The following is a 24,837-nucleotide window of genomic DNA, read 5'->3' on the forward strand; positions in this document are numbered from 1 at the left end:
CTGTTCCTTCCCACGCGTCCGTCCGGAATACTCCGAAAAATCGAGTGAGCCGCCTCCGACGGCGCGGTCTCGAAGGCGGCTCACGTGTTCGGCCCGGTGAGGGGTGTGGCGAGGTTCGCGGATCCGGTGCGCGGCCCCCGCGCACCGGTCCGCACCCGCGATCGGACGACGCGACGCTGCGCCCCCGATCCCCCGCGATCAGGACGGTCGATGCTCGCTCTGGCAGGAGCGAACGATCGTGGCGGCCGGGCCGACGAGCCCCCGTCGGCCCAGCCTTATGTGACGGACGGCCTCTGGTGAGCCATCACGCCAGGGAATGAACGCGGCATTTCGATCTCTGGTGGTTTGATCAAATCAGCCCCAGGGCATCCCCCTCTCTTACGGCTTGGCTGACTTTTACCCTCCGACGCCGGAATCCCACCCCGAATTGGCACTTGCCATAGGAACGTGCCGGTGACGATTACCTACCGCACATGCCTTCGAAACCGAACCCGGGGGTACGCTCCGGGGCAACCGGCCAGCGCGCGGGAAGGGAGTGTACGGCGATGACCATCCCCAACCCGACGCTCCGGCAGCGGCAACTGGCGATGCGCTTACGCGAGCTGCGCAACGAGAAGAACCTCAGCATCGCCGAGGTCGCCCAGCTCCTCCTGTGCTCCCCGGCCAAGATCAGCCGGATCGAGACCGCCCAGCGCGGCGTCAGCCTGCGCGACGTGCGCGACCTGTGCCGCCTGTACGAGGTCTCCCCCGCCGAGTCCGCCCAGCTCATGACGCTGGCCAAGGACGCCAGGCAGAAGGAGTGGTGGCAGTTCTACGACAATCGCGAGCTGCGGCAGATGCTCGGCCTGGAGGCGGAGGCCAGCGCCATCACCGAGTACGAGATCACCACCGTGCCCGGCCTGCTCCAGACCGAGGACTACGCCCGCGCCGTGATCCGCGGCTGGCTGCCCCGCATCGCGCCCGACGTGCTCGACGACCGGGTCAGGGTGCGGATGAAACGCCAGGAGTGGCTGCACCGGCCCGACACCCTGCGCTACTGGGTGCTGCTGGACGAGTCGGTGCTCTACCGGCACGTGGGCAGCCGGCAGACCATGCGCGAGCAGCTCGACCGGCTCATCGAGCTGAACGAGCTGCCGCACGTCACCATCCAGGTGATCCCGTTCACGGCGGGGGCGCACGTGGGTTTCGACAGCACCTTCCGGCTCATGGAGTTCGACCACGACTCCGGCATCGCCGACACCATTTTCGTGGAACATCAAATGGGCCTTTTCTACCTGGAGGCCGATAAAGTGGTCCGGCGTTTTCGCGAGATCATCGACCATCTGCGGGCCGAGGCCCTGGGCATCCAGGAATCGAAGCGGCGAATTACCGAGATGGCCGCAAGCTTCGGCTAGCACTCCGTCACGAGATCATCTCTTTTCTCCGGCCACCTGGCATGATGCCGCCGACACATCGAGAGCTCGCTTCCGTGGCAAGTGCCAGGTGCTACTGTTCATCCATTGGGACGCTTTCGCTCTCCACGTGAGATCGCCGGTGTCCGACCAACACGTCCCAGCGCGCCCGGCGAGGTCCGACCGCCGCCGCGCCCATTGTCGATGCACGAGGGGGAGACAATGACGTCCCACCACCCTGACGTCCAGGCGGGTCCGCGGTGGCGGGCCGCCTCGCGCTGCAACAACGGAGAATGCGTCGAGGTCGCGTTGCTGTCCGCCGGCGAGATCGGCGTGCGGGACAACAAGAACCCGGCCGGCCCGGTCCTCACTTTCAGCGCCCGGGAATGGGACGCGTTCCTGCGTGGAATACGTCAGCCCGACTGAGCGCGCGGCGCTTTTCACGGCGGTCGTCCGCACGGACGCCCGCCTTTTGTTTTGTCCGGCTCCGGCGGGTGCACTGCCCCTTTTGTCGCCTGGTCATCCTCGGCTGTCAAGGTAAAATCACCTTCGGCTCAATACCTCTACAGCCGCCTTCAGGAGGTAATGGATGAAACGCCCACCTGCCCTTGACCAGGCACGCTGGCAACGGTGCAACAATGGCGACTGCGTCGAGGTCACCATGCTCGCCGACCGGGTCTGGGTGCGGGGAAGTCAGGACGCCAGCGGTGCCGTCCTGTCGTTCACCACCGACGAATGGGCCGCGTTCCTCGACGGCGTACGGCGCGGCCACTTCGATCTCGAACGGCTCGCGCCCCAGGTCTGACCGGCCACGACGTTCTCCGTCGGGCTTCGTCGGGGGCCATCGGGGTTTCAGGCCGCGGCCCCCGGCAATATGCCGACTCCATGGGCGGTTTCAAGAAGTTCTTACTCCGAGGCAACATCGTCGAGCTGGCCGTCGCCGTCATCGTCGGCGCGACCTTCAGCGGGCTCGTCCAGGCACTGGTCACCGATCTCATCACCCCGCTCATCGGCGCGGTGACCGGCGGCCGGCAGCCGAACTTCGCCGAATACTCCTTCACCGTCAACGGCAGCCAGTTCAAGTACGGCGACTTCCTCAACCACCTGCTGACCTTCCTGGTCATCGCGGCGGTCGTCTACTGGCTGGTCGTGGCCCCGATGACGCGGCTGATCCACCTGTTCGAGCACGACAAGGCCGCGACGACCAAGGAGTGCCCCGAGTGCCTGTCCGAGATCCCGGCCGAGGCCAGCCGGTGCGCCCACTGCACGGTGGAGCTGGTGCCCCAGTCCGAGAAACCGCGCTGAACCGTACATCACGGACTCTTGACCCCAGTGGCGCGCCGGCACGGTGGTCGTTCGGCAAGATGGACCGATGAGCGTTGAGTTGATGGTCTGGGACGAGCCCGTGCCGATCAGCAGGGATCAGGCCCGGGCCACGTATCTGGCGGTGAAGCGGAGCGACCCCGTCGAGGGGGACGCGCCCGACGTCGCCAAGGAGCTGCCCGGGCAGGTCACCCTGTACCCCGGGCACGTCCTGGTGACGATGGACCTGGACACGATGGACGAGAGCTCGGCCCAGGTGTTCACCACAGCCCGCGCGCACGGCCTGGTCTGCTACGACCCCCAGCGCGACCTGGTGCACAACGTGGCCCCGCTCGGCGTGTACGAGGGCATGCAGCTCCACACCGGCGACGGGATGGTCGTGCACGACCCCGACCTCGGGCTGGTCGACGACGTCCTGGCCACCCTGTCGCCGCAGAACCCGTTCGTCGCCCTGGTGAACTTCGGCCGGCACTTCCTCCAGGTCTCCCCCGGCTACGAGCTGGAGTACAAGGAGGGCACGATGGTCCGCGCGGTGGTGCCCGAGCTGGCCGAGGTGCGGCAGGCCTTCCACGAGTACGCCACCGGCGAGCGCGGGTTCCTCACCCGCCACGCCTGGACTCAGGCGTAGACCTGGGCGAACAGCTCCGGATCGACGTTCCCCCCGGACAGCACGGCCACCGTGCGCCCGGCGGGGACGCGGCCCGACAGCAGGGCGGCGGTGGTCGCCGCGCCGCTGGGCTCGGCCACCAGCCGGGCCGTGCGCGCGATGTGCCGCATGGCCGCCCGCAGCTCGTCCTCCGACACGGTGACGATGCCTTCGAGGTGCTCGCGCAGGTGGGCGAAGGTCAGCTCGGACACCTGGTGCACGCGCAGCCCGTCGGCGATGGTCCGGAACGTGCGGGCGGTCTCCCAGGCGACGACGCGTCCGGCCGCCAGGCTCTCGGCGGCGTCGGCGGCCAGCTCGGGCTCCACGCCGTACACGCGCACGTCCGGCCGCAGCGCCTTGACCGCGGCCGCGACGCCGGCGGCCAGCCCGCCGCCGCTGACCGGCACGAGCACCGCCTCGACGTCCGGCAGGTCCTCGACGATCTCCAGCCCGATCGTGCCCTGCCCGGCGATGATCGCGCGGTGGTCGTAGGGCGGGACCAGCGTCAGGCCGCGCTCGCCGGCCAGCCGCTCGGCCGTCACCTCGCGCTGGTCGGGCGGCACGACCACCAGCTCGGCGCCCCACCCCTCGATGGCCGCCGCCTTGACCGCCGGGGTGCCCTCGGGCACGACGACCACGCACGGCACGCCGAACCGCGCCGCCGCGAACGCCAGCGCCTGGCCGTGGTTGCCGGAGGAGTGCGTGACGACGCCGGCGGGACGCAGCTCGGCCAGCGCGTTGTAGGCGCCGCGGATCTTGAACGACCCGACCGGCTGGAGGCTCTCGGGCTTCAGCCACGCCTCGCCCATCCTCAGGAGCGGCGTGCGCACCGCGATTCCGTCGATCCGGCCGGCCGCCGCGCGGATGTCGTCGATCGTCACCAGGTCCATACGGTCACTCTAGGCTCGGACCGGCACAATTCGGCCAGCTCCTGCTCCATGGCAGGATCGCGAGACATGAGAACTCTGTACCCGCCCATCGAACCCTACGAGTCCGGCCTGCTCGACGTGGGTGACGGCAACCAGATCTACTGGGAGGTCTGCGGCAACCCCGACGGAAAGCCGGCCGTCATGCTGCACGGCGGGCCGGGCGCCGGGTGCAGCGCCAACCACCGCCGGCAGTGGAACCCCGAGCTGTACCGCATCGTCCTGTTCGACCAGCGCAACTGCGGGCGCAGCCTGCCGCACGCCAGCACGCCGGGCACGTCGCTGGCCGCCAACACCACCTGGAACCTGGTGGCCGACATGGAACGGCTGCGCGAGCACCTGGGCATCGAGCGGTGGCAGGTGTTCGGCGGGTCGTGGGGCAGCGCGCTGTCGCTGGCCTACGCCCAGACCCACCCCGACCGTACGACCGAGCTGGTGCTGCGCGGGATCTTCACGCTGCGCCCGCACGAGCTGCGCTGGTTCTACCAGGAGGGCGCCAGCTACCTGTTCCCCGACCTGTGGGAGTCGTACCTGGCGCCGATCCCCGTCGAGGAGCGCGGCGACCTCATGGCCGCCTACCGCGCCCGCCTCGAAGGCGACGACGACGCGGTCCGGCTGGCGGCGGCCAAGGCGTGGTCCCAGTGGGAGGGCGCCACGATCACGCTGCTGCCCGACCCCAGCCTGGTGGCGGAGTTCGGCGAGGACAAGATGGCGGTGTCGTTCGCCAGGATCGAGAACCACTACTTCCACCACGGCGGCTGGTTCGAGCCCGAGCAGCTCATCAAGAACGTCGACCGCATCCGGCACATCCCGGCCGTGATCATCCAGGGCCGCTACGACGCCTGCACGCCCATGGCCACCGCCTGGGACCTGCACAAGGCCTGGCCCGAGGCCGACTTCCAGGTGGTGCACGACGCCGGGCACGCGGCGACCGAGCCCGGCATCGTCGACCGGCTCATCGCGGCGACAGACGGCTTCGCGCGAGCCTGACCGCGGGGGTGACCGCGCCGACCAGCAGCAGCGCGAACAGCGGCGCGAGCACCAGACCGAGCAGGAAGCCGCCGGCCACGTCGTGCGGGTAGTGCACGCCGACGAACACCCGGGAGAAGCCCATCAGGGCGGCCAGCGGCAGCACCACCCAGGCCAGGGCGCGCCAGACGAGGATGAGCGTGCCCGCCGCCCCGGCGGCGATCACGGTGTGGTTGCTGGGGAAGGACCAGTCCGTGGAGGGCGGGCAGGCCGCGATCGTGGCGATGCCGCCGCGGCACGGCCGGTCCTCCCGGACCAGCAGCTTCACGCCCTCGCTCACGACGTACGCGCCCACCACCCCGGCCGGCCCGGCGATGGCGAGCGCGAGGTCGCGGGCGGGGGCCTGGCGGGCCCGCCACCAGCACACGAGGAACAGCGCCGCGAAGATGAACAGGCCGGCGTCCGTGCCGAACTCGGCGAGGGCGTGCAGCCACCCGGGCGTGGTCAGGGCGAAGTCGACGATGTCGCGGTACACAGGTGTCCAATCCGTGAACGGGTAGTGGACACGACCTTATGAACTTTGATCGTCAAATGCTTCGACCGAAAGGGCGATTCCGGGCCTTACCCAAGATACTGGCGCACGAGGAGGGCGCGCCGCTGCTCCAGCTCGCCCTCGGTGATGAGGCCGCGGTCGAACGCCTCGGCGGTGGCGTCCCGCTCGGCCATGTAGTACGCGGCCATGATCTCGCTGCGCAGCGGGGTGAAGCCGCGCTCCACGCAGTCGGAGAAGACGGTGACCTTCTGCTCGACGACGCCGGCGGGGACGGTGCACGTCAGGTCGTGCGCCTTGAGCTGCTGAACCGCTTCACGAAGGGTGACCGGGCCAAGGGACCCGTTGAAACGGGTGTCAAGGGTGATCTTCACTGTTTTTACGCCTCCAATCGTTTCAAACGCATCGGCAGAGACCGCGTATTCCCAGTTCAGAGCGGGTAAGGAGGCAAACGTGATCGGAGAGCACGTGATCGTCGGCTACAGCAACGACCCCGGTGGGCGGGACGCCCTCGCGCTCGGGGCCGCCATCACCCGGCTGACCGGGGGCGAGCTCACGGTCGCGTCGATCTATCCCCCGGGCAGCCCCGGGCTGGCCGTCGAGGCCCAGGCCAACCTGGCGCACGCGGGTGAGGAGCTGGGCGTCGTCCCGGCCGAGTACATGGCGTTCGAGAGCCGGGGCACCGGCCGCGGGCTGGCGGTGCTGGCCAGCAGGATCAGGGCCGACCTGATCGTGGTCGGCTCGGCGAGCGGCGGCCAGTACGGCCGCATCGCCGTCGGCAGCACCGCCGACCACCTGCTGCACCTGTCGCCGGAGGCGGTGATGCTGGCGCCCTCGGGCTACGTGCCGCCCGACGAGCCCGCCCGGCTCACCCTGGCCTACGTCCACCGGCCGCAGTGCGACGCGGCGGTCGAGCGGGTGGCCCAGGCGGCGCTGCGGCTCGACGTGCCGCTCCGGCTGATCACCCTCGACCTGCGCACCGAGAACCAGGGCAAGCTGCGCGACGACCTCGCCCTGGCCGTACGGCTGGCCTGGGAGAGCACCGGCATCGAGGCCGAGTCGGAGGTGGCCGAGGGCCACGACGTGCAGGCCGCGCTCAAGGACGTCGAGTGGCTGCCCGGCGAGCTGCTGGTCTGCGCCGCCGGCGAGGACGCCCAGCCCCACCGGGTGTTCCTGGGCGAGCTGGCGATGAAGGTGCTGCGGTCGTCGTCCTGCCCGGTCACCGTGCTGCCGCGGGGGTTCTCCTAAGCTTCTGGGCGTGCGTGTCGCCCGATTGATCGTCGTCGTGGTGCTGGCCTCGCTGGCCGGCGTCTACGTGGTGGCCGGCGCCTGGGGGGCGCTGCCGGTGCTGGCCGCGCAGTGCGCCTTCACGCTGCGGGCCAGGAAGGGGTGGCTGCTCGCCGTCCAGGGCGTGCTGGTCTACGCGGTGACGCTGGGGCAGGGCGCGTCCGTCGCGATCCTGGGCTTCCTCGCCGGATCGCTGCTGGTGACGCGCTGGTGGGCGCTGGCGCCCGCGGTGGCCTTCAGCGGCGTCGTGATCCACCACTGGCGCAATTCCGGGGACGCGGTCTCCACGACGGACCTCGCGATCACCACGGTGCTGGTGTCGCTGGTCGTGTTCGGCCTGATCCGGCTGGTCGAGCGGGTGGCCGAGATGGAGGCCACCCGTCCCGCGCTGGCCGCGGCGGCGGTGGCCGAGGAGCGGCTGCGCATCGCCGCGGAGCTGAGCGACGGCCTCGGCCGCGGCCTGGCCGCGATCGGCGCGGGCGCGCGGCGGGCGCTGGCCGCGCCGCGGGACGCGGCCGGGACGCTCGGCGAGGTGGTCGCGACGGCCCGGCTGTCGCTGGCGGACGCCCGCGCCGCGGCGGCGAGCTACCGCGCGATGTCCCTGGCCCCCGAGCTGACCACCGCCCGCGCCCTGCTGGAGGCGGCCGGCGTCGGCGTGGAGGTGCGCGCCGCCCACAGCGAGCCGCTCGGCCCGGCGGGCGCGCTGCTCGCCTCGGTGCTGCGCGAAGCTGTCACGGACGTCGCCCGCCGCGGCACCGCCACGGTGTGCGTGATCGAGACCTGGGAGGAGCCGGAACGGGCCCAGGTGCACCTGCGCGTGGCCGACGACGGCCGCCGCACGGCCGAGGACGACGACGGCGGGCTCGCCGACCCGGCGGGGCTCGCCCGCCAGGTGGCGGCGGCGGGCGGCGCCCTGACCCGCGGCCTGTCCGGCCGGGGCCGGTACACGGTGGAGGCCGTGCTGCCCGCCACGCGCCCGCCCGCGGCGGCCCGCCGCGAGCCGCCCGACGTCTCGGTGGTCCTGCTGGCCGCCGTGCTGGTCGGGTTCAGCGTCAAGGCGCTGCTGCAGATCCCGGCCGGGCTGCTGGTCCCCGCGGTCGCGGCGCTGACCGTGATCGTCGTCATGCAGCTGCGCTCGGTCGCCGGCCGCCACATGGTGGCGCTGGGGGTGATGGCGGCGCTCACCTTCGCCCCGATCCCGGTGTTCGGGCCGATCTGGCTGGGGACGGCGGGCTTCCTCGCCGGTCCGGTGCTGCTCGCCTTCCGCCCGCGCACGGCCTGGCCCCTGACGGCCGCGATCCTGGCCGCCGTCTGGACCGTCGCCTCCCTGTACGAGCTGCCCGGCCGCGTCAACATCACGGTGAGCACGCTCACCACCGGCCTGGTGGTCTACAGCCTGCTGCGCCTGGCCCAGCTCGCCAAGGAGCTGCACGCCGCCAGGGAGAGCCTGGCGCGTTCGGCCGTCGTCGAGGAGCGCCTGCGGGCCGCCCGCGACCTGCACGACCTGCTCGGCCACAGCCTGGCCGCCATCCTGCTCACCTGCGAGCTGGCCCGCCGCCTGCCCGACCCCGTCCGGGAGCTGGAGAACGTCGTCGCCATGGCCGAGCACGCCGAGCACGACCTGCGCTCGGTCACCGGCGAGCAGCGCGAGCTGTCCTTCGCCGCCGAGGCCGAGTCGGCCGGGAAGGTGCTGGCGGCGGCCGGGGTCGAGGTCACCCTGCGGCTCGCGCACCGCGAGCTGCCGGCCGACGTCGAGACCGTGCTCAGCGCCGTGCTGCGCGAGGCCGTGACGAACGTCCTGCGCCACAGCGCCGCGCGCGCCTGCGTGATCTCCACCTCCGCGGCCGGCGGCGAGGTGAGGCTGCTCGTCCGCAACGACGGCGCGGCCACGGCGGCCCCCCGTCGCGGCTCGTCCGGGCTGGGCAACCTCACCACCCGCCTGGCCACGCTGGGCGGCCGGCTCACGACCGCCTGCGAGGCCGGCTGGTTCCGGCTCGACGCGCGCGCTCCGCTAGATCCAGCCGGCCTCGGTGGCGATGCGCACGGCGTCGGTGCGGTTGCGCGCGTTTAGCTTGGCCACGATGGCCGTCAGGTAGTTGCGCACGGTCCCGGCGGTCAGGTGCAGCCGGCGGGCGATGTCGGGGGCCTCGGCGCCGCCCGCCACCAGCCGCAGCACGTCGGCCTCGCGCGGCGTGAGCGGGTTGTCGGCCAGGTCCCAGGCGGTGACGGCGAGCGACGGGTCGAGCACCCGGCCGCCGCGGGTGACCTCCCTGATCGCCGCGACCAGGTCCTCCGGCGGGGCCGTCTTCAGCAGGAAGCCGTCCACCTGGGCGGCCAGGGCGCGCTTGAGATGGCCGGGCTTGCCGTAGGCGGTGAGCATGAGCGTGCGGCACGAGGGCACCCTGGCCCGGATCTCCGCCGCGGCGGCCAGCCCGTCGAGGGTGCCGGGCATGTCGATGTCCAGCACGGCCACGTCCGGCCGGTGCGCGGCGGCGGAGGCCACGGCGGCGTCACCGGACTCGACCGCGGCCACGATCTCGAAGTCGGCCTCCAGGCCGAGCAGGGTCGCGAGCGCGTGCCTGATCACGGCCTGGTCCTCGGCCAGAAGTACGCGAATCACCGGACATGTCTATCAGTCCGCGCGCAGCACCCGGTCGTACAGGTCGAGGTAGCGGTCGGCCATCACGCCGGGCGAGAAGCGGCGCCGGGCCTCGCGGCGGCACTCCTCCGGATCGATCTCGTCCACCCGCTGGACGTACTCGGCCAGCTCCTCCTCGGTGTCGGCGAGGAAGCCGGTGCGGCCGTGGTCGATGATCTCGGGCAGGCAGCCGCGGCGCAGGCCCACCGGCGGCACCCCGAGCGCCAGGGCCTCGACGACCGCCGTGCCGCCCGGCTCGTCCCACTGGATGGGGAAGAGCGCGGCGCGGGCCGAGGCGTACAGGTCGTCCCTTTCCTGGCCGCCGACCGCGCCGACCCACCTGACCAGGTCGCCGTCGAGGTAGCCGGACACCTGGTCCAGGTGGTAGCGCACGTCGGGGTGGCTGTGCAGCGGGTGGTAGGGGTCCTGCAGGACGACGTCCAGCTCGGCCTGGCTGTCCCGGCCGCAGACCGGACCGGCCACGACCAGCGGCAGGCCGAGTTTCTGACAGATCCGGGCGGCCACGTGCTGGCCCTTGAGTCCGCAGATCCGGCCCATGATCACCAGGTGCTCGCCGCGCTCGGCGCGGACGTCCTGCTCGGCGAGCGGGGTGGCCAGGTAGACGGAGCCCAGCGAGGCCGCGCGCAGGGCCTCCGGGGCGCGGGCGAGCTGCGAGTCCGACACCCCGTTGACCGCGATCGAGCGCGGGAAGTCGCCGTAGAACGCCGGGTGTTTGCGCAGGTCCCAGTGGAGGGTGTGGAGGACCGGCGGCCCGCCCAGCGCGGCCAGCACCGCCGGCCCGACGACCTCCACGTGGTCGTGCACGAGGTCGATGTCGTCGCGGGCGCGCAACTCGGCGGCCACCCGTGCCTGGTGCGCGTGCGCGATCCCCATGACCTGGTTGTACGGCTTCTGCAACTCCGCGAACTGGCCCTCGTCGTAGACGGCGATCAGCTCGTCGGCCTCCAGCGTGCTCGACGCCACGGAGGCCAGCACGACCTCGACGCCGCGTTCGCGCAGCGCCGGGACCAGGGTGGCGACCACATTCTCGATGCCGCCGTAGCCGGGCGGCGGGACCGCCAGCCACGGTCCCGCGTTGATCAGCACCTTCACGCGACGTCCTCCTCCAGCATGAGCGAGGCGAGCGGCGGCCGTTCCGCCACTCCCACGTCCACCAGGCCGGCCCGCCCGTCGAGACCGAACTGCAGCAGCGTGTGAGCCGGGGGTGTCGAGGACACCACGCGGCCCTGGCGTTCCAGCCGGGACCACGCGGTGAGCATGATCTGCCCGGCCATCCGGCCGAGCGCGTTCACGGACTGGTGGCCGTGCGCGCGGGAGCCCAGGTCCACCTGGGCCATCGCGTCGAGTCCCACCAGTTCGAGGAGGTCGACGAGGAGGCCGAACTCCACGCCGTACTCGGTGACGAAGGGGACCTGTTCCAGCACGTCGCGCCGGGCGGCGTACTCGCCGCCGAGGGGTTGGCGAAAGCCCGCCAGCTCCGGCCAGAACAGGTTGATCAGCGGTCTGGCCACCAGCTCGGTGACCCGTCCGCCCGCGCCGCGCCTGGGCACGCCGTCCTCGCCGGTGAAGGGCCGTTCGTACGTCGCCTTGACGAACTGGGTGCCCGGGTTCACCAGCAGCGGACCGACCAGCCCCGACACGAAATGCGCGCCGAAGTTGAGCAGGTCCGAGTCGACGAACGCGACGATGTCGCCGTGGGAGGCGGCCAGGCCCTTCCACAGCGCCTCCCCCTTGCCCGACAGGCGCGGCAGGTGGGGCAGCACCTCGTTCTGCGCCACGACGCGCGCGCCCGCCGCGCGTGCCCGTTCCGCCGTCGCGTCGGTGGAGTTGGAGTCGACGACGAGGATCTCGTCGACGAGTGGCGCCTGCTCCACCAGTTCACGTCTGATCACGGTGACGATGTCCCCGACCGTGCGCTCTTCGTCGCGCGCCGGCAGGACGACGCTCACCGTTGTGTTTCCCTTGGCCTCGATTAAGGCATCCACCGGCCATTCCGCAGCCGTACTGGAATGCGGGCCGCACCACTCCTGGGCCCTGGCCAAGGCTCGCACATCTGTCTCCATGCAGTCAGCCCCATCTCATAGGGGCACGACCCCTGCCCGATCTATGCGCCTTCGAACATCCTTGTTTGTTAACCCCTAGACGTGGCATATGTCGGGTTGTGTCCCCAATTACCCGTGTCGGCATCATTGGTGCCGGAAATGTCGCCGCTCGCCACGCAGATGTCCTGTCCGGCTTCCCCGATGTGACGATTGCCGGGGTGGCCGACACCGATCTCCACAAGGCTGAGGCGTTGGCCTCCGCGCACGGCGCCCCCGCCTACGGCGACCATGCCGGCCTGCTGGAGGCCGGCGGTCTCGACGCTGTCTACGTCTGTGTGCCTCCTTTCGCGCACGGTAACCCTGAATACGACGTCTTGTCGTGCAATCTCCCGATTTTTGTGGAAAAACCCCTTTCTCTCGACCTCCAAACCGCAGAAAACATCGCGGCCGAAATCGACCGGCGCGGGCTGCCGTCCGCCGTCGGCCACCACTGGCGCTACCTCGACATCGTCGACCGGGCCAGGGAACGGCTCGACGGCCGTCCCGTCCAGCTCGCGCTCGGGCACTGGCTGGACAAGGTTCCGCCGGTCGGCTGGTGGCTGAAGGCGAGCATGTCGGGCGGCCAGATCCTGGAGCAGGCGGTGCACGTCCTGGACCTGGCCAGGCTGCTGGTGGGCGAGGTGTCGATGGTGCACGCCGTACCGGCCGGGAACGCCGTGGACGGCGAGATCGACCGCGCCACCTCGGCCGTCATGAGCTTCGCGGGCGGCGCGACCGGCCTGCTGGCCACCTCCTGCCTGCTGCGCCGCAAGCACCGGGTGGGGCTGGAGGTGTGCGCCGACGGCATCGCGCTGGAGCTCAGCGAGACCCGGCTGCTCGTGGACGGCGAGGAGTCCGTCGAGGACGGCGGGCACGCCAAGACCCTCGTGGACCGCGCGTTCATCGACGCGGTGCGCGGGAAGGACGCCGACGTGCGCGCGCCGTACGGCGAAGCCCTGCGAACCCACCGCCTGGCCGTCGCGCTGGCGCGCTCCGCGGCGGAACGGAGGCCGGTGATGCTGGATGACTGAGGCGACGAGCACGATCCTGAGCATCGAGGCGCCCGGCGAGGTGTGCCTGGTCGAGGAGAAGCTGCCCGGCCTGCCCGAGGGCGGGTTCATGGTCGCCACCACGCACAGCGGCGTCTCGGCGGGCACCGAGCTGACCTATCTCAAGGGCGCCAACCCCTACCTCACCTCGGCCTGGGACCCGGCGCTCGGGCTGTTCCTGCCGGGCACGCCGTCGGTGGCGTACCCGGTGCGCGGCATCGGCTACATGCAGGTGGGCGTGGTCGCCGAGACCCGCACCCGGGCCGTGGCCGAGGGCGCGCGGGTCGCCATGGCCTACGGCCACCGCACGGCGTACGTGGCCGACCCGATGGCCGACCGGTTCGTCGTGCTGCCCGGCGACATCGACCCGCTGCTCGGCATCTACGTCGCCCACATGGGCCCGATCTGCGCCAACGGCCTGCTGCACGCGGCCGCCGACCTGCACGGCCCGGCCGTCCAGCACCTGGGCGACGGCGTGCGCGGCCGCCGCGTCGCGGTGGTGGGGGCGGGCGTGGTGGGGCTGCTGACCGCGTCCTTCGCCCTGTCCTGCGGGGCCGCCGAGGTGGTGGTCGTGGACGAGACCCGGGCCAGGCTCGCGGTGGCCGAGGCGATCGGCGCGCAGGTCCTGGCGGCCCCCGACGACGACCCGGCGGTGACGCTGAAGCGCCGCTGGCGGCACGCCCCGGGCGACCGCGGCGCGGACCTGGTCTTCCAGTGCCGCGGCCAACCGCGGGCGCTGGCCCTGGGGCTGCGGCTGCTGCGCCCGCAGGGCACGCTGATCGACCTCGCGTTCTACACCCAGGGCGCCGACGAGGTGCGGCTGGGCGAGGAGTTCCACCACAACGGGCTGGCGCTGCGCTGCGCGCAGATCGGCCGGGTGCCGCGCGGCCTCGCGCACGCCTGGGACCGGGAACGCCTGTCGCACGAGACGATCGGCCTGCTCAGGGAGCGCGGGAGGCTGCTACGCGAGCACCTGGTCACCGACGTCGTCGGCTTCGGGGAGGCCCCCGAACTTCTGACCGATCTCGCGGCCCGACGGCGGCAGGCCGTCCAGGCCGTGCTCAGCCACGACGTCGAGGATGAGGGCCGCTGACCAGCTGAAGTCCCGGCAACCGTGGCCGCGCAGCGTGAACGGGTTGAAGTACTCGCGGAAGCCGGAGTGGGCGACGGCGTGGATCATGCCCTCGGCGAGCAGGTCGGCCAGGTCGGGACGGCGGTCCCGGAGCCCCTGCCAGACCAGCCAGGTCAGGTTGATCCAGCTCGGCCCGCGCCAGTAGCGGGCCGGGTCGAACTCGGCCGTGGCCGGGGCGTGGCTGGGCAGCACGCCGTCCTTGAGGGAGAACTTGTCGAGGGCGGTGCCGATCAGCGCCTCGGCGATCTCCGTCGGCAGGCCCGGGAGCATGAGCGGCACCAGGCCGGCGGCGCTGCCCGAGCGGATCAGCCGGCCGGTGCGCAGGTCGCGGGGGCGGAAGTGGCCGTCCTGGTAGAGGTGGTCGACCATGGCCGCGGTGACGGCGGCGGCCTCGCGCCGGTGGGGCCCGGGATCGTGGCCGCACACCTGCGCGATCTCGGCGAGCGCCGACTCGGCCACGCCGTACGCGGCGTTGAACAGCGGGTCCTCGATCTCGAACGCGCCGGCCCGCTGGTAGCCGCTGTCGCGGTAGGCGCCGGCGAGGGCGACGTACCGCTCGTAGTCGCGGTCGGTGGGGCGCTCGTCGGCGCTGACGGTGTTGAGGTCCCGGCGGACGAAACCCGTCGCGCCGGTCTCCACGGCCCGCAGCGGCAGGTCCCAGGCCGGGCTGTTGTCCATGCCCGACTCCCACGGGTGGACGATCGAGATCAGGCCCTCGGGCGAGCGGCGGGAGGCGCGCAGGAACTCCTGCTGGGCGACGAGCTTGGGGTAGATCCTGGCCAGGAACGCCGGGTCGGGCTCGGCCTGGTGCACCTTCCAGGCGGCCAGCGCGTGCACCGGCGGCTGCACGATGCCGGAGGTCGCCGAGCCGGACGGCGCGCGGGCGCCCCAGAACTGCGGGCCGGGGAAGTAGGCGCCCTCGGGCACGACGGGGTTGAACACGATGTGCGGCACCCGGCCGTCGGCCCACTGGGCGCCGAACAGCGACAGCAGCTCCGCCCTGGCCCGCCGCGGCGACCAGCGGGCGTTGCCGATCGCGATGAAGGCGGAGTCCCAGCTCCACTGGTGGGGGTACAGCCGGCGGGAGGGGACCGTGTGGCTGCCGTCCCAGTTGGCGACGAGCACGCGTACGGCGTCGCGAAGGATCATAGGAATTTCCTGATGAAGGCCGCCGTCTGCGGGAGCACGATCTCGGGCTCGCCCCGCAGCCGGCATTCGAGGGCGAGGTAGCCGTCGAAGCCGACGGCGTCGAGCGTGGCGAGCTGCGCGCCCCAGTCGAGGTGACCGGTGCCGGGCTGGTTCCTGTTGGACTCGCTGATCTGCATGTGCGCGATGTACGGGGCCGCCTCCGCCAGGGCCCGGCAGGGGTCGTCCTCCTCGATGTTCATGTGGTAGGTGTCGCCGACGATCCTGATCGAGTCCATCGAGCAGTACGAGACCGCGTCGGCCAGCGTGTTGACCATGTGGTTCTCGTACCGGTTGAGCGGTTCGAGCATGATCAGCACGCCGTTGCGCTGGGCGTGCTCGCCGAGGATGCCGAGCGCCTCGGCCAGCACCTCGCGGTCGTCCGCGGCGGTGCGCGGCGGCTCGAACGGCGGCAGCCGGAGCGAGAACTGGCCCCATGAGGCCGGGGTCATGACGCCGATGCCGCCCAGCTCGGCGATCACGGTGAGCTGCGACCTGAGCTGCTGGATGGCGTCCTTGCGCCTGGCCGGGTCGAAGTCGCCGATGAAGTGGGGCATCTCGACGCACACCGTCGGCATCACGACGCCGTCGGCCAGCGCCCGCTTCAGCTCGGTCAGCCGGCCGGCGAAGTGGAAGTCGCCCTTCCCCCTCAGCTCGATCGCGTCGAACCCGGCCTCCACCGCGAACGCGAACTTCTCCTGCAGGCTGCGGCCGGGCAGAAGCTGCTCCTGGGCGGCGAGCTTCATCGTGACTCCTCGAAGGTGAAGACGAGCTGGAGGACCTCGGACTGGTGCTTGTCGATCAGGTCGAACGCCTCGGCCGCCTGCTCGACCGGCACGAGGTGGGTGACCAGGTCGCCGACCTCGACCTCGCCCCGGTGCACGAGCTCCATGAACGTGCGCTGGAGGCGTTCGACGTCCCAGCGATGGGCCAGCCAGGAGGCGACGCCGCCGATCTGGGAGGAGACGAGCTGCACCTGGTTGTGGTGGAACTCCTCGCCCAGCCGCAGCCCGATGCCGTCGCCCTGGTAGAAGCCGGCCGCCACGACCCGGCCGCCCTTGCGCACACTCCTGATGGCCTCCTGGAGGCCCAGGTGGTTGCCGCTGAGCTCGATCGCGGTGTCGGCGCCCTCGATGCGCTTGCGCAGGAACTCGGCGACCGAGCCGGACCGCACGTCGAACGTCTCGGCGGCGCCGAACTTCCTGGCGAGTTCGAGCCGGTCGGGGATGGCGTCGGCGGCCACCACCCGGGCGCCGCTGAGCACCGCCATGCGGGTGGCGAGCAGGCCGATGACGCCCTGGCCGAAGATCGCGATCTGGTCGCCCAGGTGCACGTCGGCGGCGTGGACGGCGTTGAGCGCGATGGCGCCGACCCGGGCGAAGACGCCCGCGACGGGGTCGGCCCCCGGCGGCAGGATGTGCCCGGCCAGCTTCTCGGCGGGGACGACGGCCTCGGCGCGGTGGCCCCAGATGCCCCACACGAGGCTGCCGACGGGCGGCTCGGCGACGTCGGGGGCCGCCTCCACCACCTCGCCGACCTCCTGGTAGCCCCAGCCGGACAGGGGGTAGGCGTGCGTCTGGCCTTCGAGGAAGAGCCGGCGCTCGGTGTCCCACTTGCGGGTGAGGTAGGGATTGGTGCCGCGATATGCGGTCAGCTCGGTGCCCGCGGAGACTCCGGAATAGAGGGTCCGCACCCGGACGGAGCCCGGCACGAGTTCGGCGGGCGACTCCAGGCTGACGCTGACACGGCCTGGCTCTTGGAAGGTGATGACGCGCATACCCCACACTTACGCTTTTTGATCAAACAAAAGTCAGAGATTTAGTGTTTGTTTGCACACCATAGTTGCGCTCGAAACACTCGTAAGTCTACGACTTCCGTCGATCGCGGCCGATGGAATCCAGGTTTCCGGTAGGGCGCGTTCTGGAAAGAGACCTTACCGACATGTCACGCCCCGTCTGTCCACCTGATCCGGAAGCGCCGGAAGCACTTGTCCGGGCAGCAACCGGATGACCGAAATGAGATCAGACCAGATCGTTTCGAGGTGGGCGTCCGTGATCGGTTCTGGGGAAGATTTGCCGGATCGCCGACCAACCTTTTACCGAAAGCCCTGATGACGCGCGGGGGCGGCCCGGCGAGGGTACAGGCCGGTCTCGTTCTCGCCTACGCCAGGTGCCTGGCCCTTTTCTGCGGGTAAGTGCGGCATATCCCCAACCAGAGGAGCGTGCCATGCCGAACAGGGTCACCGCCGTCCTCTCCGTCGCACTGCTGGCCTCGGCCGCCCTCACGGCCTGCGGCGACGGCGGCGAGCAGCAGTCCGGCGCGAACCAGATCACCGTCTGGACCGAGGAGAACCTCGGCGACCGGATGGCCGTGCAGAACCAGATCATCGCCGAGTTCACCAGGAAGACCGGGATCAAGGTGAAGCTGGTCGGCGTCGGGGAGGACCAGTTCAGCCAGACCGTGACGGCCGCCGCCGCCGCGGACGACCTCCCCGACGTCATCGGCGCGCTGCCGCTGGCCTCCGTCCGCGAGCTGGAGGCCAACGACCTGCTGGACACCGAGACGCCGGGCCGGATCGTGGACAAGCTCGGCAGGGACTCCTTCTCGCCGCGCGCGCTCGAACTGGACTCCTCGGGCGGCAAGCTGCTGGCCGTGCCCAGCGACGGGTGGGCGCAGCTCCTGCTCTACCGCAAGGACCTGTTCGACAAGGCCGGGCTGGCGCCGCCGGACACCTACGAGGCGCTGGAGGCGGCGGCGGCGAAGCTGAACGCGGGTGGGGTGGCGGGCATCACGCTGGCGATCGCGCCCAAGGACTCCTTCACCGCGCAGAGCTTCGAGCACGTGGCGCTGGCGAACGGCTGCCAGCTAGTCGACAATTCCGGAAATGTCACGCTAGACAGCCCACAGTGCGTGAAAGCCTTCGATTTCTACGCAAAACTGGCGAAGAACTACTCGGTCAAGGGCAAGCAGGACGTCGACTCCACCAGGGCCACGTACTTCTCCGGGAAGGCGGCCATGATGATCTGGTCGTCCTTCATCCTCGACGAGCTGGCGGGGCTGCGTAAGGACGCGCTGCCGAGCTGCCCCGAGTGCCGCGCCGACCCCGAGTGGCTGGCGAGGAACACCGGCGTGGTCACGGCGCTGAAGGGCCCCGGCGCGAGCGCGCCGGCCCAGTACGGCGAGATCGTCTCCTGGGCGGTGCTGCGCGGCGCCGCCGCCGATCCGGCCGCCAAGTTCGTCACGTACATGATGGACGAGGGCTACGAGCGCTGGATCGGGATGGCGCCCGAGGGCAAGTTCCCCACCCGCAAGGGCTTCGCCGACAAGTGGAAGAAGCTGCCCGCGGGCGTGGACGCCAAGAAGCCGCTGTCGGAGGTCTACCCGGCCGACGTGCTCGACGCGCTGCGCAGGAGCCCTGACACCTTCGCCCGCTGGGGCATCCCGCAGGGCCAGGGCAAGCTGGTCGGCGCCACGATGGGCGAGCTGCCCGTGCCCAAGGCCCTCAGCCAGGTGACCGACAGCTCGCTGACCCCGCAGGCCGCCGCCGCCCAGGCCAAGAAGGACGTCGAGACCATCAAGCGCGGGATCCGGCAATGAGCGCACCCCGCACCCTGCGGCAGCGGGAAGGGCGGGCCGGGCTGGCGCTGATCTCGCCCACGCTGGTCATCACGCTGGTCGTGGTGGTGCTGCCGCTGCTGTGGGCGATCATGCTGGCCTTCCAGGACGTACGGCTGATCAACATCCGCCGGGCCGGCGTCTTCGGTCACTACACGCTGGAGAACTTCACGTACGTGATCTCCGAGCCGGGCTTCTGGGCGTCACTGGTCAACACCCTGATCTACACGGTGGCCGGGACGGCCTTGTCGATCGCCATCGGCCTGGTGACCGCGCTCGCCCTGCGCGCCAGGTTCCCCGGCCGCACCCTGGTCAGGGCCTCGATCCTGATCCCGTACGTGGCGCCGGTGGTGGCCGTGGCCTTCCTGTGGGAGACCATGCTGAACCCCCAGTACGGCATCGTGAACACCTGGCTGAAGGAGCCGATCGCCTTCCTCACCCAGGCCCAGGGCGACCTCCTGGGGCTGAAGGTGCCGGTCGCGCTGCTCACGGTGATCGCGTTCGAGGCGTGGCGGTACTTCCCGTTCGCGTTCCTGTTCATCCTGGCCCGGCTGCAGGCGCTGCCGGCCGAGCTGGAGGAGGCCGCGGTCGTGGACGGCGCCACCCCCACCCAGCGCTTCCGGCACGTGATCATGCCGCAGCTCTGGCGCATCGTGGCGCTGCTGGCGGTGCTGCGGTTCGTGTTCACCTTCACCAAGTTCGACGACGTCTACCTGCTGACCGGCGGCGGCGCCGGCACCGAGGTGGTCAGCGTGCGCGTCTACAACTTCCTGACCGCCCGCGACGACATCGGCGCCTCGGCCGCGCAGGCGATCGTCCTGGCCGTCGTCCTCGTCGTGCTGCTGGCCGTGTACCTGCGCTTCTTCTCGGGAGGCGATCGTGAGCAGGGATAGGTTCGAGCGCGCGCTGTTCGCGGTGCTGCGGCCGGTGGTCATCGTGTTCCTCTTCGCCGTCACCGGGCTGCCGTTCCTGTACATGGTGACGCTGTCCGTACGGGACATCCAGGAGCTCATCCTGGAGCCCGGCTCGGTGTGGCCACGGCACTTCACCCTGGACACGTACGTGAACGTGCTGACCACGCAGGGGTTCCTCACGTTCATCAGGAACAGCGCGGTCGTGGCGGTCGCCTCGGTGGCCGCCACGCTGCTGATCTCGATCCCGGGCGCCTACGCCGTCGCGCGGCTGCGCTTCTTCGGCCGGCGGCAGGTGCACTTCCTGTTCCTCGCCGTCTACCTGTTCCCGGCGATCGTGCTGGCCATCCCCCTGTTCGTGCTGTTCACCATGCTGGGGCTCAGGGGATCTCTGGTCGGACTGATCCTGGTTTATATCGCGCAGACCGTGCCCGTCACGGTATACATGCTGCGCAACTACTTCGAGACCGTGCCGCAGAGCGTGGAGGAGGCGGCCGCGATCGACGGCTGCTCGCGGCTGTCGACCATCTGGCGGGTGGTGCTGCCACTGTCCAAGCCCGCGCTCATGGCAACCGGCCTCTACGCGTTCATGATCGCGTGGAACGAGTTCCTGTTCGCCCTGCTGTTCCTCGTGGAACGGCGGGAGAGCTGGACGGTCTCCCTGGGGCTCTCTCAGCTGGCGGGGAGCATAGAGATCCCCACGACGGTGCTGATGGCAGGATCCGTGGTGCTGACGCTGCCGATCGTGATCGTGTTCTTCGCCAGTGAACGCCTGCTGACGGAGGGCCTCACGGCGGGAGCGGAGAAGGGATAGACATGCTGACGGCAGGGCAGGTCCTCCAGCTCATCCGCGATGGCTCCTGCCGTACCCGCAAAGACCTGATCGAGTTCACCGGCCTGTCCCGGTCGACCGTCACCGACCGGGTCGACCGGCTCATCGCCGCCGGCTACCTGCACGAGTCCGGCGTCGGCGCCTCGGGCGGCGGCCGGCCGCCCTCGGTGCTCGACGTCGACGCCGCCCGGCGGCTGATCCTCGTGGCCGACCTGGGCGCCACCCACGCCCGGGTGGCGCTCACCGACCTCGCCGCCCGTCCGATGGCCGAGGAACGCGCCGAGATGCGCATCGACCGCGGGCCCGAACCCGTGCTGACGTGGGTGCGCGAGGCGTTCCAGCGCCTGCTGGACAGGGCCGGGCGGCCGGTCGGCGACGTGTGCGGCATCGGGCTCGACCTGCCCGGCTCGGTCGACCACACCGGCGGACGGGTGATCAGGTCGTTCCTGATGCCGGGCTGGGACGACCACCCGATCAGGGAGGCCGTCGGGCGCACGTACGACGTGCCCATCCTGGTGGAGAACGACGCCAACGCGATGGCCCTCGGCGAGTGGTGGTCGTCCTGGCGGGAGACCGACTCGCTGGTCCTGGTCAAGGTGTCCACCGGCATCGGCACCGGCATCGTCCTCGACGGCCGGATCTACCGGGGCGTCGAGGAGGCCGCGGGCAACATCGGGCACGTCCGCATCCGGGAGAGCGACGACCGGGTGTGCACCTGCGGCTCGCGCGGCTGCGTGGCCTCGCTGGCCGGCGGGCATGCGATCGCGGCCGACCTGGGCCGGGAGACCAGCCGCGACGTCGTGCGCCTGGTGCAGGCCGGCGACCCGGCGGCGATCGCGCGCGTCCAGGAGGCGGGCCGCACGCTGGGCGTGGTGCTGGCCACCGCGGTGAGCCTGCTCAACCCCGGCGTGCTGGTGCTGGCCGGGGACATGGCCGAGACGGAGGAGCACTACCTGACCGGGATCAGGGAGATCGTCTACCGGCGGAGCCTGCCGTACACGACGCGCAACCTGGAGATCGTCACCAGCAGGCTCGGCGACCGGGCGGGGATCGTGGGCATGGCGGTGATCGTCATGGAGCACGTGCTCTCCCCCGCGGCCGTGGACGCCGCGCTGGCCGCCGTCGGCTGATCAGGCCAGCGCGCGCGGCAGGGCGGTGGCGGCCTCGGTGAGCGAGGGGCCGTACCAGGTCAGCAGGCGGCCGCTGACCAGCGCGCAGTCCAGGCCGGGGAACGCCTCGGGGCCGTCGTCCGCGCTGAAGGCGTAGGGCTCGTCGGGCAGCACGACCAGGTCGGGGCGGTTGCCGGTCAGCTCGGGCAGCGGGATCTTCGGGTAGCGGTCGGGGTGGGCAGCGTACAGGTTGTCCACGCCGAGGTGGCGCAGCACGTCCCCGGTGAAGGTGTCGCGGCCCACGACCATCCAGGGGCGGCGCCAGATCGGCACGATCGCGGTGCGGCGCGGGCCGTCCGCGGGGGCTCCCCACGCCTGGCGGGCCTCGGCCAGCCAGGCCGGGCGGTCCGTACGGCAGGCGTGCGCGAACATGCGCTCCAGCGAGGTGAACGCCTGTTCCAGCGTCTCGATCCTGGTCACCCACACCGCCACGCCCGCCGCGCGCAGGGCCTCGACGTCGGGCGCGCGGTTCTCCTCGGCGTTGGCCAGGACGACGTCCGGGCGCAGGCGCAGGACGGCGTCGAGGTCGGGGTTCTTGGTGCCCCTGACCCGGGCCACGTCCAGGTCGGCCGGATGCGTGCACCAGTCCGTCGCCCCGACCAGCGCCTCCGGGACGGTCGCCGCCACGGACTCGGTCAGCGACGGCACCAGCGACACGATCCGCCGGACGGTCTGGGGTACCTCCACAGGGATCCCTGTGTCATCGTGGACCACGGCACCACCTTAGGTTGCGTTTTCCTGAAATATGCGTAGCACCACTCTTATGTCGGTATAGATCCGTAGAATCCCGGTAAAGATCGTTAAAACTCTGTGATCGGGGGCTCGACGGTTGGAGCACGAGGCATCGGACTTCGATCCGAACACGCCGAACGTGGCACGGCTCTACGACTACTACCTCGGCGGCAAGGATCACTTCCCGGTCGACCGCGCGGCGGCCGAGCGCATCCTCGCGGTGGCGCCCGAGGTACGGGCGGCGGCGCGGGCCAACCGCGCCTTCCTCGGCCGCGCCGTACGCCACCTCGCCGAGTCCGGGATCAGGCAGTTCCTCGACATCGGCACGGGGCTGCCGACCCAGGGGAACGTGCACGAGGTCGCCGCCAAGGTCGCGCCCGGCTCCCGCGTCGTCTACGTCGACCGTGACCCCGTGGTGCTGGTGCACGCCAGGGCGCTGCTCACCGGCCACGGCGAGGACACGACAGTGGTCGAGGGCGACCTGCGCAACCCGGGCGACATCCTGCGCGACCCGGAGGTGCTGCGGACCATCGACTTCAGCCGGCCGGTCGCCGTGCTGCTGGTGGCGATCATGCACTTCATCGAGGAGTCCGACGACCCGGAGCGGATACTCAAGACCCTGCGTGAGGCCATGGCTCCGGGTAGTTACCTGGTCATGTCCCACGGCACCAGCGACGCCCGTCCCGACGCGGTCAGCACGGGCACCGAGGTCTACCGCAACGCCACCGCGCGGCTGGCGCTGCGCAGCCGGGCCAGGATCAGGGAGCTGTTCGAGGGGTTCGAGCTGGTGGAGCCCGGCCTGGTGTGGCTGCCCGAGTGGCATCCCGACCAGGCGGACACGATCGACTTCATGGACCACCCCGAGTCGTCGCTCATCGTGTGCGGCGTGGCCAGGAAGCTCTAGGACACGCCCATGGACCTCGGCCTCGCCGTCCCGCAGTACGGCGGGTTCGCCGCGCTGAGCAGCGTGACGCGGGTGGCCCGCGAGGCCGAGGCGATGGGGTTCGCCGGCCTGTGGGCGGGCGACCGGCTGCTGACGCCGCTGCGGCCCAAGGACCGCTATCCCGGGGGCGACGGCAGCGTGCCGCGGGCCCATCGGGTGTTCCTCGACCCGTTCGCGGTGCTGGCGGTGGCCGCGTCCGTGACCTCGTCGGTACGGCTGGGCACCAGCGCGCTCAACGCCTGCTGGTACCCGCCGCCGGTGCTGGCCCGCTCGCTCACCACGATCGACCACCTGAGCGGGGGCCGGCTGGCGGCGGGCCTCGGCCTCGGCTGGTCCTCCGACGAGTACGCCGCCGTGGGCGTGCCCTGGAAGGGCCGGGCCGAACGTTACGAGGCCACCCTCGACGCCCTGGAGGCGATCTGGGGCACGGACCCCGTGACGTTCGAGCACGACCTGTGGACGATCGCGCCCAGCCACATCGACCCCAAGCCGGCCCGCCGCCCGCCGCTGCTGCTGGCCGGGTTCGCCCCGGAGGCGTTGCGCCGGATCGGGCGCAGGGGCGACGGCTGGCTGACGGCCGCGCTGCCCGTGCCCGTGCTCCTGTCGATGTGGGAGACGGTCAGGGAGGCCGCCGAGCGGGCCGGACGCGACCCGGACGCCCTGCGCATGATCCTGCGCTCCAACCCGGTGATCACCGGCGACGGCGCCCCGCCGCGCAGCGGCACGGTCGCCGAGATCGCGGCGTACCTGTCGCGGGCGGCGGAGGCCGGGGTCCACGAGGTCGTCCTGGACCTCCAGCACACCGCCGCCGACGACGACCACCTGCTGGAGCTGGCCGCCGACTTCCGCGAGCGTCTCGGCGCGGTTTGAGCGCGGTTGAGCGCGGTTGAGCGCGGTTGAGCGCGGTTGAGCGCGGGGTTACTTGAGCGCGGACAGCGCGCCCTCGTAGTCGGGCTCCTGGGTGATCTCGGGCACCAGCTCGGAGTAGACCACGTTGTCGTCGGCGTCGATCACGACGACCGCGCGCGCGGCCAGGCCGGCCAGCGGGCCCGACTCCTGGGCCACGCCGTAGTCGGCGAGGAACTCGCGCCCGCGCATGAGCGAGAGCATGGTCACCTTGTCCAGGCCCTCGGCGCCGCAGAACCGGTTCTGGGCGAAGGGCAGGTCGGCCGAGACGCAGAGCACGACCGCGTCGGGGTGCTCGGACGCGACCTGGTTGAAGCGGCGCACCGAGGCCGCGCAGACGCCGGTGTCGACGCTCGGGAAGATGTTGAGCACCTTGGTCTTGCCGGCGAAGTCGGCCAGCGTGCGGTCGGACAGGTCGGTGCCGACCAGCTTGAAGGCGGGCGCGGCGTCGCCGGGCTTCGGGAAGGCGCCGCCCACGGTGATCGGGTTGCCCTTGAAAGTGACGTCGGACATGAAAGCCTCCTGATAGCG

26 protein-coding genes and 1 pseudogene are annotated in these 24,837 nt (G+C 71.3%); 16 read left to right on the forward strand and 11 right to left on the reverse strand.

Annotated elements, in window-relative coordinates:
• Nucleotides 1-545: 545 nt before the first annotated feature.
• The 5 genes from ACFYYW_RS07175 (at nt 546) to ACFYYW_RS07195 (ending at nt 3,342) form a co-directional block, all read left to right on the forward strand.
• On the forward strand, nt 546-1,394 hold the full coding sequence (locus tag ACFYYW_RS07175; protein ID WP_352324307.1) for a helix-turn-helix transcriptional regulator: 849 nt from the start codon (nt 546-548) through the stop codon (nt 1,392-1,394).
• Nucleotides 1,395-1,613: 219 nt separating this feature from the next.
• Complete coding sequence (locus ACFYYW_RS07180; RefSeq protein ID WP_352324308.1) at nt 1,614-1,817, forward strand: DUF397 domain-containing protein; 204 nt, start codon at nt 1,614-1,616, stop codon at nt 1,815-1,817.
• Nucleotides 1,818-1,980: 163 nt separating this feature from the next.
• A complete protein-coding gene (locus tag ACFYYW_RS07185; protein ID WP_358283366.1) occupies nt 1,981-2,196 on the forward strand; it encodes a DUF397 domain-containing protein in 216 nt (71 codons plus the stop codon).
• Between the two features lie 80 nt (nt 2,197-2,276).
• Nucleotides 2,277-2,696 (forward strand): large conductance mechanosensitive channel protein MscL, encoded by a 420-nt coding sequence (gene mscL, locus ACFYYW_RS07190; RefSeq protein ID WP_364416252.1) that lies wholly within the window; start codon nt 2,277-2,279, stop codon nt 2,694-2,696.
• A gap of 67 nt (nt 2,697-2,763) precedes the next feature.
• Entirely contained in the window at nt 2,764-3,342 is a 579-nt protein-coding gene (locus ACFYYW_RS07195; protein ID WP_387646052.1) for a hypothetical protein, read from the forward strand.
• Here ACFYYW_RS07195 and ACFYYW_RS07200 read toward each other — a convergent pair.
• On the reverse strand, nt 3,333-4,250 hold the full coding sequence (locus tag ACFYYW_RS07200; protein ID WP_387646054.1) for a threonine/serine dehydratase: 918 nt from the start codon (nt 4,248-4,250) through the stop codon (nt 3,333-3,335). The two genes, ACFYYW_RS07195 and ACFYYW_RS07200, sit on opposite strands and share 10 nt — an antisense overlap.
• A gap of 66 nt (nt 4,251-4,316) precedes the next feature.
• Here ACFYYW_RS07200 and pip point away from each other — a divergent pair, with 66 nt between their 5' ends.
• Nucleotides 4,317-5,276: a prolyl aminopeptidase gene (gene pip, locus ACFYYW_RS07205; protein ID WP_352324313.1), complete on the forward strand. Its 960-nt coding sequence runs from the start codon at nt 4,317-4,319 to the stop codon at nt 5,274-5,276.
• On the opposite strand, the gene ACFYYW_RS07210 is transcribed toward pip, so the two are convergent.
• Together ACFYYW_RS07210 and ACFYYW_RS07215 are read right to left on the reverse strand one after the other, a co-directional pair.
• Nucleotides 5,242-5,790, reverse strand: a complete 549-nt coding sequence (locus tag ACFYYW_RS07210; protein WP_352324314.1) for a phosphatase PAP2 family protein — start codon at nt 5,788-5,790, stop codon at nt 5,242-5,244. The genes pip and ACFYYW_RS07210 overlap by 35 nt on opposite strands.
• A gap of 86 nt (nt 5,791-5,876) precedes the next feature.
• Nucleotides 5,877-6,179, reverse strand: coding sequence for a hypothetical protein (locus tag ACFYYW_RS07215; RefSeq protein WP_352324315.1), 303 nt, complete (start codon nt 6,177-6,179; stop codon nt 5,877-5,879).
• A gap of 79 nt (nt 6,180-6,258) precedes the next feature.
• Here ACFYYW_RS07215 and ACFYYW_RS07220 point away from each other — a divergent pair, with 79 nt between their 5' ends.
• Both ACFYYW_RS07220 and ACFYYW_RS07225 read left to right on the forward strand, forming a co-directional pair.
• Nucleotides 6,259-7,053 carry a universal stress protein gene (locus ACFYYW_RS07220; RefSeq protein ID WP_387646057.1) on the forward strand — a complete coding sequence of 265 codons (795 nt, stop codon included), beginning with the start codon at nt 6,259-6,261 and terminating at the stop codon, nt 7,051-7,053.
• A gap of 10 nt (nt 7,054-7,063) precedes the next feature.
• Nucleotides 7,064-9,163, forward strand: coding sequence for a histidine kinase (locus ACFYYW_RS07225; protein WP_387646059.1), 2,100 nt, complete (start codon nt 7,064-7,066; stop codon nt 9,161-9,163).
• On the opposite strand, the gene ACFYYW_RS07230 is transcribed toward ACFYYW_RS07225, so the two are convergent.
• The 3 genes from ACFYYW_RS07230 to ACFYYW_RS07240 are packed head-to-tail and all read right to left on the reverse strand — an operon-like array spanning nt 9,104 to nt 11,814.
• On the reverse strand, nt 9,104-9,712 hold the full coding sequence (locus tag ACFYYW_RS07230; RefSeq protein WP_352324318.1) for a response regulator transcription factor: 609 nt from the start codon (nt 9,710-9,712) through the stop codon (nt 9,104-9,106). The genes ACFYYW_RS07225 and ACFYYW_RS07230 overlap by 60 nt on opposite strands.
• A gap of 12 nt (nt 9,713-9,724) precedes the next feature.
• Nucleotides 9,725-10,843: a glycosyltransferase gene (locus ACFYYW_RS07235; RefSeq protein WP_387646061.1), complete on the reverse strand. Its 1,119-nt coding sequence runs from the start codon at nt 10,841-10,843 to the stop codon at nt 9,725-9,727.
• Nucleotides 10,840-11,814: a glucosyl-3-phosphoglycerate synthase gene (locus tag ACFYYW_RS07240; protein WP_387646063.1), complete on the reverse strand. Its 975-nt coding sequence runs from the start codon at nt 11,812-11,814 to the stop codon at nt 10,840-10,842. The genes ACFYYW_RS07235 and ACFYYW_RS07240 overlap by 4 nt, the downstream gene beginning before the upstream one ends.
• A gap of 98 nt (nt 11,815-11,912) precedes the next feature.
• On the opposite strand from ACFYYW_RS07240, the gene ACFYYW_RS07245 reads away from it, so the two are divergent.
• Together ACFYYW_RS07245 and ACFYYW_RS07250 are read left to right on the forward strand one after the other, a co-directional pair.
• Nucleotides 11,913-12,863, forward strand: a complete 951-nt coding sequence (locus ACFYYW_RS07245) for a Gfo/Idh/MocA family protein (protein WP_387646065.1) — start codon at nt 11,913-11,915, stop codon at nt 12,861-12,863.
• Nucleotides 12,856-13,974 (forward strand): zinc-binding dehydrogenase, encoded by a 1,119-nt coding sequence (locus ACFYYW_RS07250; RefSeq protein WP_352324323.1) that lies wholly within the window; start codon nt 12,856-12,858, stop codon nt 13,972-13,974. Before ACFYYW_RS07245 ends, ACFYYW_RS07250 begins: the two co-directional genes overlap by 8 nt.
• Before the next feature lie 9 nt (nt 13,975-13,983).
• Here the strand turns inward: ACFYYW_RS07250 and ACFYYW_RS07255 are convergent.
• The 3 genes and pseudogenes from ACFYYW_RS07255 to ACFYYW_RS07265 all read right to left on the reverse strand — a co-directional run.
• A pseudogene (locus ACFYYW_RS07255) lies at nt 13,984-15,228 on the reverse strand (hypothetical protein); the annotation flags it as partial.
• Nucleotides 15,159-15,944 carry a sugar phosphate isomerase/epimerase family protein gene (locus ACFYYW_RS07260; RefSeq protein ID WP_352324324.1) on the reverse strand — a complete coding sequence of 262 codons (786 nt, stop codon included), beginning with the start codon at nt 15,942-15,944 and terminating at the stop codon, nt 15,159-15,161. The gene ACFYYW_RS07260 and the pseudogene ACFYYW_RS07255, both read right to left, overlap by 70 nt.
• Nucleotides 15,941-16,975: a zinc-binding dehydrogenase gene (locus tag ACFYYW_RS07265; protein WP_352324325.1), complete on the reverse strand. Its 1,035-nt coding sequence runs from the start codon at nt 16,973-16,975 to the stop codon at nt 15,941-15,943. Before ACFYYW_RS07265 ends, ACFYYW_RS07260 begins: the two co-directional genes overlap by 4 nt.
• Before the next feature lie 449 nt (nt 16,976-17,424).
• Here ACFYYW_RS07265 and ACFYYW_RS07270 point away from each other — a divergent pair, with 449 nt between their 5' ends.
• Genes ACFYYW_RS07270 through ACFYYW_RS07285 form a run of 4 tightly spaced genes read left to right on the forward strand, consistent with a single transcriptional unit; the run spans nt 17,425 to nt 21,686 of the window.
• Entirely contained in the window at nt 17,425-18,795 is a 1,371-nt protein-coding gene (locus tag ACFYYW_RS07270) for an ABC transporter substrate-binding protein (RefSeq protein ID WP_387646068.1), read from the forward strand.
• Nucleotides 18,792-19,706 carry a sugar ABC transporter permease gene (locus tag ACFYYW_RS07275; RefSeq protein WP_352324329.1) on the forward strand — a complete coding sequence of 305 codons (915 nt, stop codon included), beginning with the start codon at nt 18,792-18,794 and terminating at the stop codon, nt 19,704-19,706. Before ACFYYW_RS07270 ends, ACFYYW_RS07275 begins: the two co-directional genes overlap by 4 nt.
• Nucleotides 19,693-20,538: a carbohydrate ABC transporter permease gene (locus tag ACFYYW_RS07280; RefSeq protein WP_364416235.1), complete on the forward strand. Its 846-nt coding sequence runs from the start codon at nt 19,693-19,695 to the stop codon at nt 20,536-20,538. The genes ACFYYW_RS07275 and ACFYYW_RS07280 overlap by 14 nt, the downstream gene beginning before the upstream one ends.
• 2 nt (nt 20,539-20,540) lie before the next feature.
• On the forward strand, nt 20,541-21,686 hold the full coding sequence (locus ACFYYW_RS07285; RefSeq protein ID WP_387646071.1) for an ROK family transcriptional regulator: 1,146 nt from the start codon (nt 20,541-20,543) through the stop codon (nt 21,684-21,686).
• Here ACFYYW_RS07285 and ACFYYW_RS07290 read toward each other — a convergent pair whose 3' ends face one another.
• Nucleotides 21,687-22,412: a helical backbone metal receptor gene (locus ACFYYW_RS07290; RefSeq protein ID WP_387646073.1), complete on the reverse strand. Its 726-nt coding sequence runs from the start codon at nt 22,410-22,412 to the stop codon at nt 21,687-21,689. It abuts the gene before it with no gap.
• Between the two features lie 142 nt (nt 22,413-22,554).
• On the opposite strand from ACFYYW_RS07290, the gene ACFYYW_RS07295 reads away from it, so the two are divergent.
• Nucleotides 22,555-23,361: an SAM-dependent methyltransferase gene (locus ACFYYW_RS07295; protein WP_352324333.1), complete on the forward strand. Its 807-nt coding sequence runs from the start codon at nt 22,555-22,557 to the stop codon at nt 23,359-23,361.
• 9 nt (nt 23,362-23,370) lie between these two features.
• Complete coding sequence (locus tag ACFYYW_RS07300) at nt 23,371-24,270, forward strand: TIGR03619 family F420-dependent LLM class oxidoreductase (protein WP_387646075.1); 900 nt, start codon at nt 23,371-23,373, stop codon at nt 24,268-24,270.
• A 48-nt stretch (nt 24,271-24,318) separates the two neighbouring features.
• On the opposite strand, the gene tpx is transcribed toward ACFYYW_RS07300, so the two are convergent.
• The gene (gene tpx, locus ACFYYW_RS07305) at nt 24,319-24,819 is read right to left on the reverse strand and encodes a thiol peroxidase (protein ID WP_352324335.1); all 501 of its coding nucleotides are present in this window, start codon (nt 24,817-24,819) and stop codon (nt 24,319-24,321) included.
• Nucleotides 24,820-24,837: the final 18 nt, after the last annotated feature.

Source organism: Nonomuraea sp. NPDC001831 (assembly GCF_042892035.1).
Taxonomy (GTDB): Bacteria; Actinomycetota; Actinomycetes; order Streptosporangiales; family Streptosporangiaceae; genus Nonomuraea.

Coding starts and splice junctions, on each gene's coding strand:
- ACFYYW_RS07175 (WP_352324307.1), top strand. CDS start 546: ATGACCATCCCCAACCCGACGCTCCGGCAGCGGCAACTGGCGATGCGC.
- ACFYYW_RS07180 (WP_352324308.1), top strand. CDS start 1,614: ATGACGTCCCACCACCCTGACGTCCAGGCGGGTCCGCGGTGGCGGGCC.
- ACFYYW_RS07185 (WP_358283366.1), top strand. CDS start 1,981: ATGAAACGCCCACCTGCCCTTGACCAGGCACGCTGGCAACGGTGCAAC.
- mscL (WP_364416252.1), top strand. CDS start 2,277: ATGGGCGGTTTCAAGAAGTTCTTACTCCGAGGCAACATCGTCGAGCTG.
- ACFYYW_RS07195 (WP_387646052.1), top strand. CDS start 2,764: ATGAGCGTTGAGTTGATGGTCTGGGACGAGCCCGTGCCGATCAGCAGG.
- ACFYYW_RS07200 (WP_387646054.1), bottom strand. CDS start 4,250: ATGGACCTGGTGACGATCGACGACATCCGCGCGGCGGCCGGCCGGATC.
- pip (WP_352324313.1), top strand. CDS start 4,317: ATGAGAACTCTGTACCCGCCCATCGAACCCTACGAGTCCGGCCTGCTC.
- ACFYYW_RS07240 (WP_387646063.1), bottom strand. CDS start 11,814: ATGGAGACAGATGTGCGAGCCTTGGCCAGGGCCCAGGAGTGGTGCGGC.
- ACFYYW_RS07250 (WP_352324323.1), top strand. CDS start 12,856: ATGACTGAGGCGACGAGCACGATCCTGAGCATCGAGGCGCCCGGCGAG.
- ACFYYW_RS07260 (WP_352324324.1), bottom strand. CDS start 15,944: ATGAAGCTCGCCGCCCAGGAGCAGCTTCTGCCCGGCCGCAGCCTGCAG.
- ACFYYW_RS07265 (WP_352324325.1), bottom strand. CDS start 16,975: ATGCGCGTCATCACCTTCCAAGAGCCAGGCCGTGTCAGCGTCAGCCTG.
- ACFYYW_RS07270 (WP_387646068.1), top strand. CDS start 17,425: ATGCCGAACAGGGTCACCGCCGTCCTCTCCGTCGCACTGCTGGCCTCG.
- ACFYYW_RS07275 (WP_352324329.1), top strand. CDS start 18,792: ATGAGCGCACCCCGCACCCTGCGGCAGCGGGAAGGGCGGGCCGGGCTG.
- ACFYYW_RS07285 (WP_387646071.1), top strand. CDS start 20,541: ATGCTGACGGCAGGGCAGGTCCTCCAGCTCATCCGCGATGGCTCCTGC.
- ACFYYW_RS07300 (WP_387646075.1), top strand. CDS start 23,371: ATGGACCTCGGCCTCGCCGTCCCGCAGTACGGCGGGTTCGCCGCGCTG.
- tpx (WP_352324335.1), bottom strand. CDS start 24,819: ATGTCCGACGTCACTTTCAAGGGCAACCCGATCACCGTGGGCGGCGCC.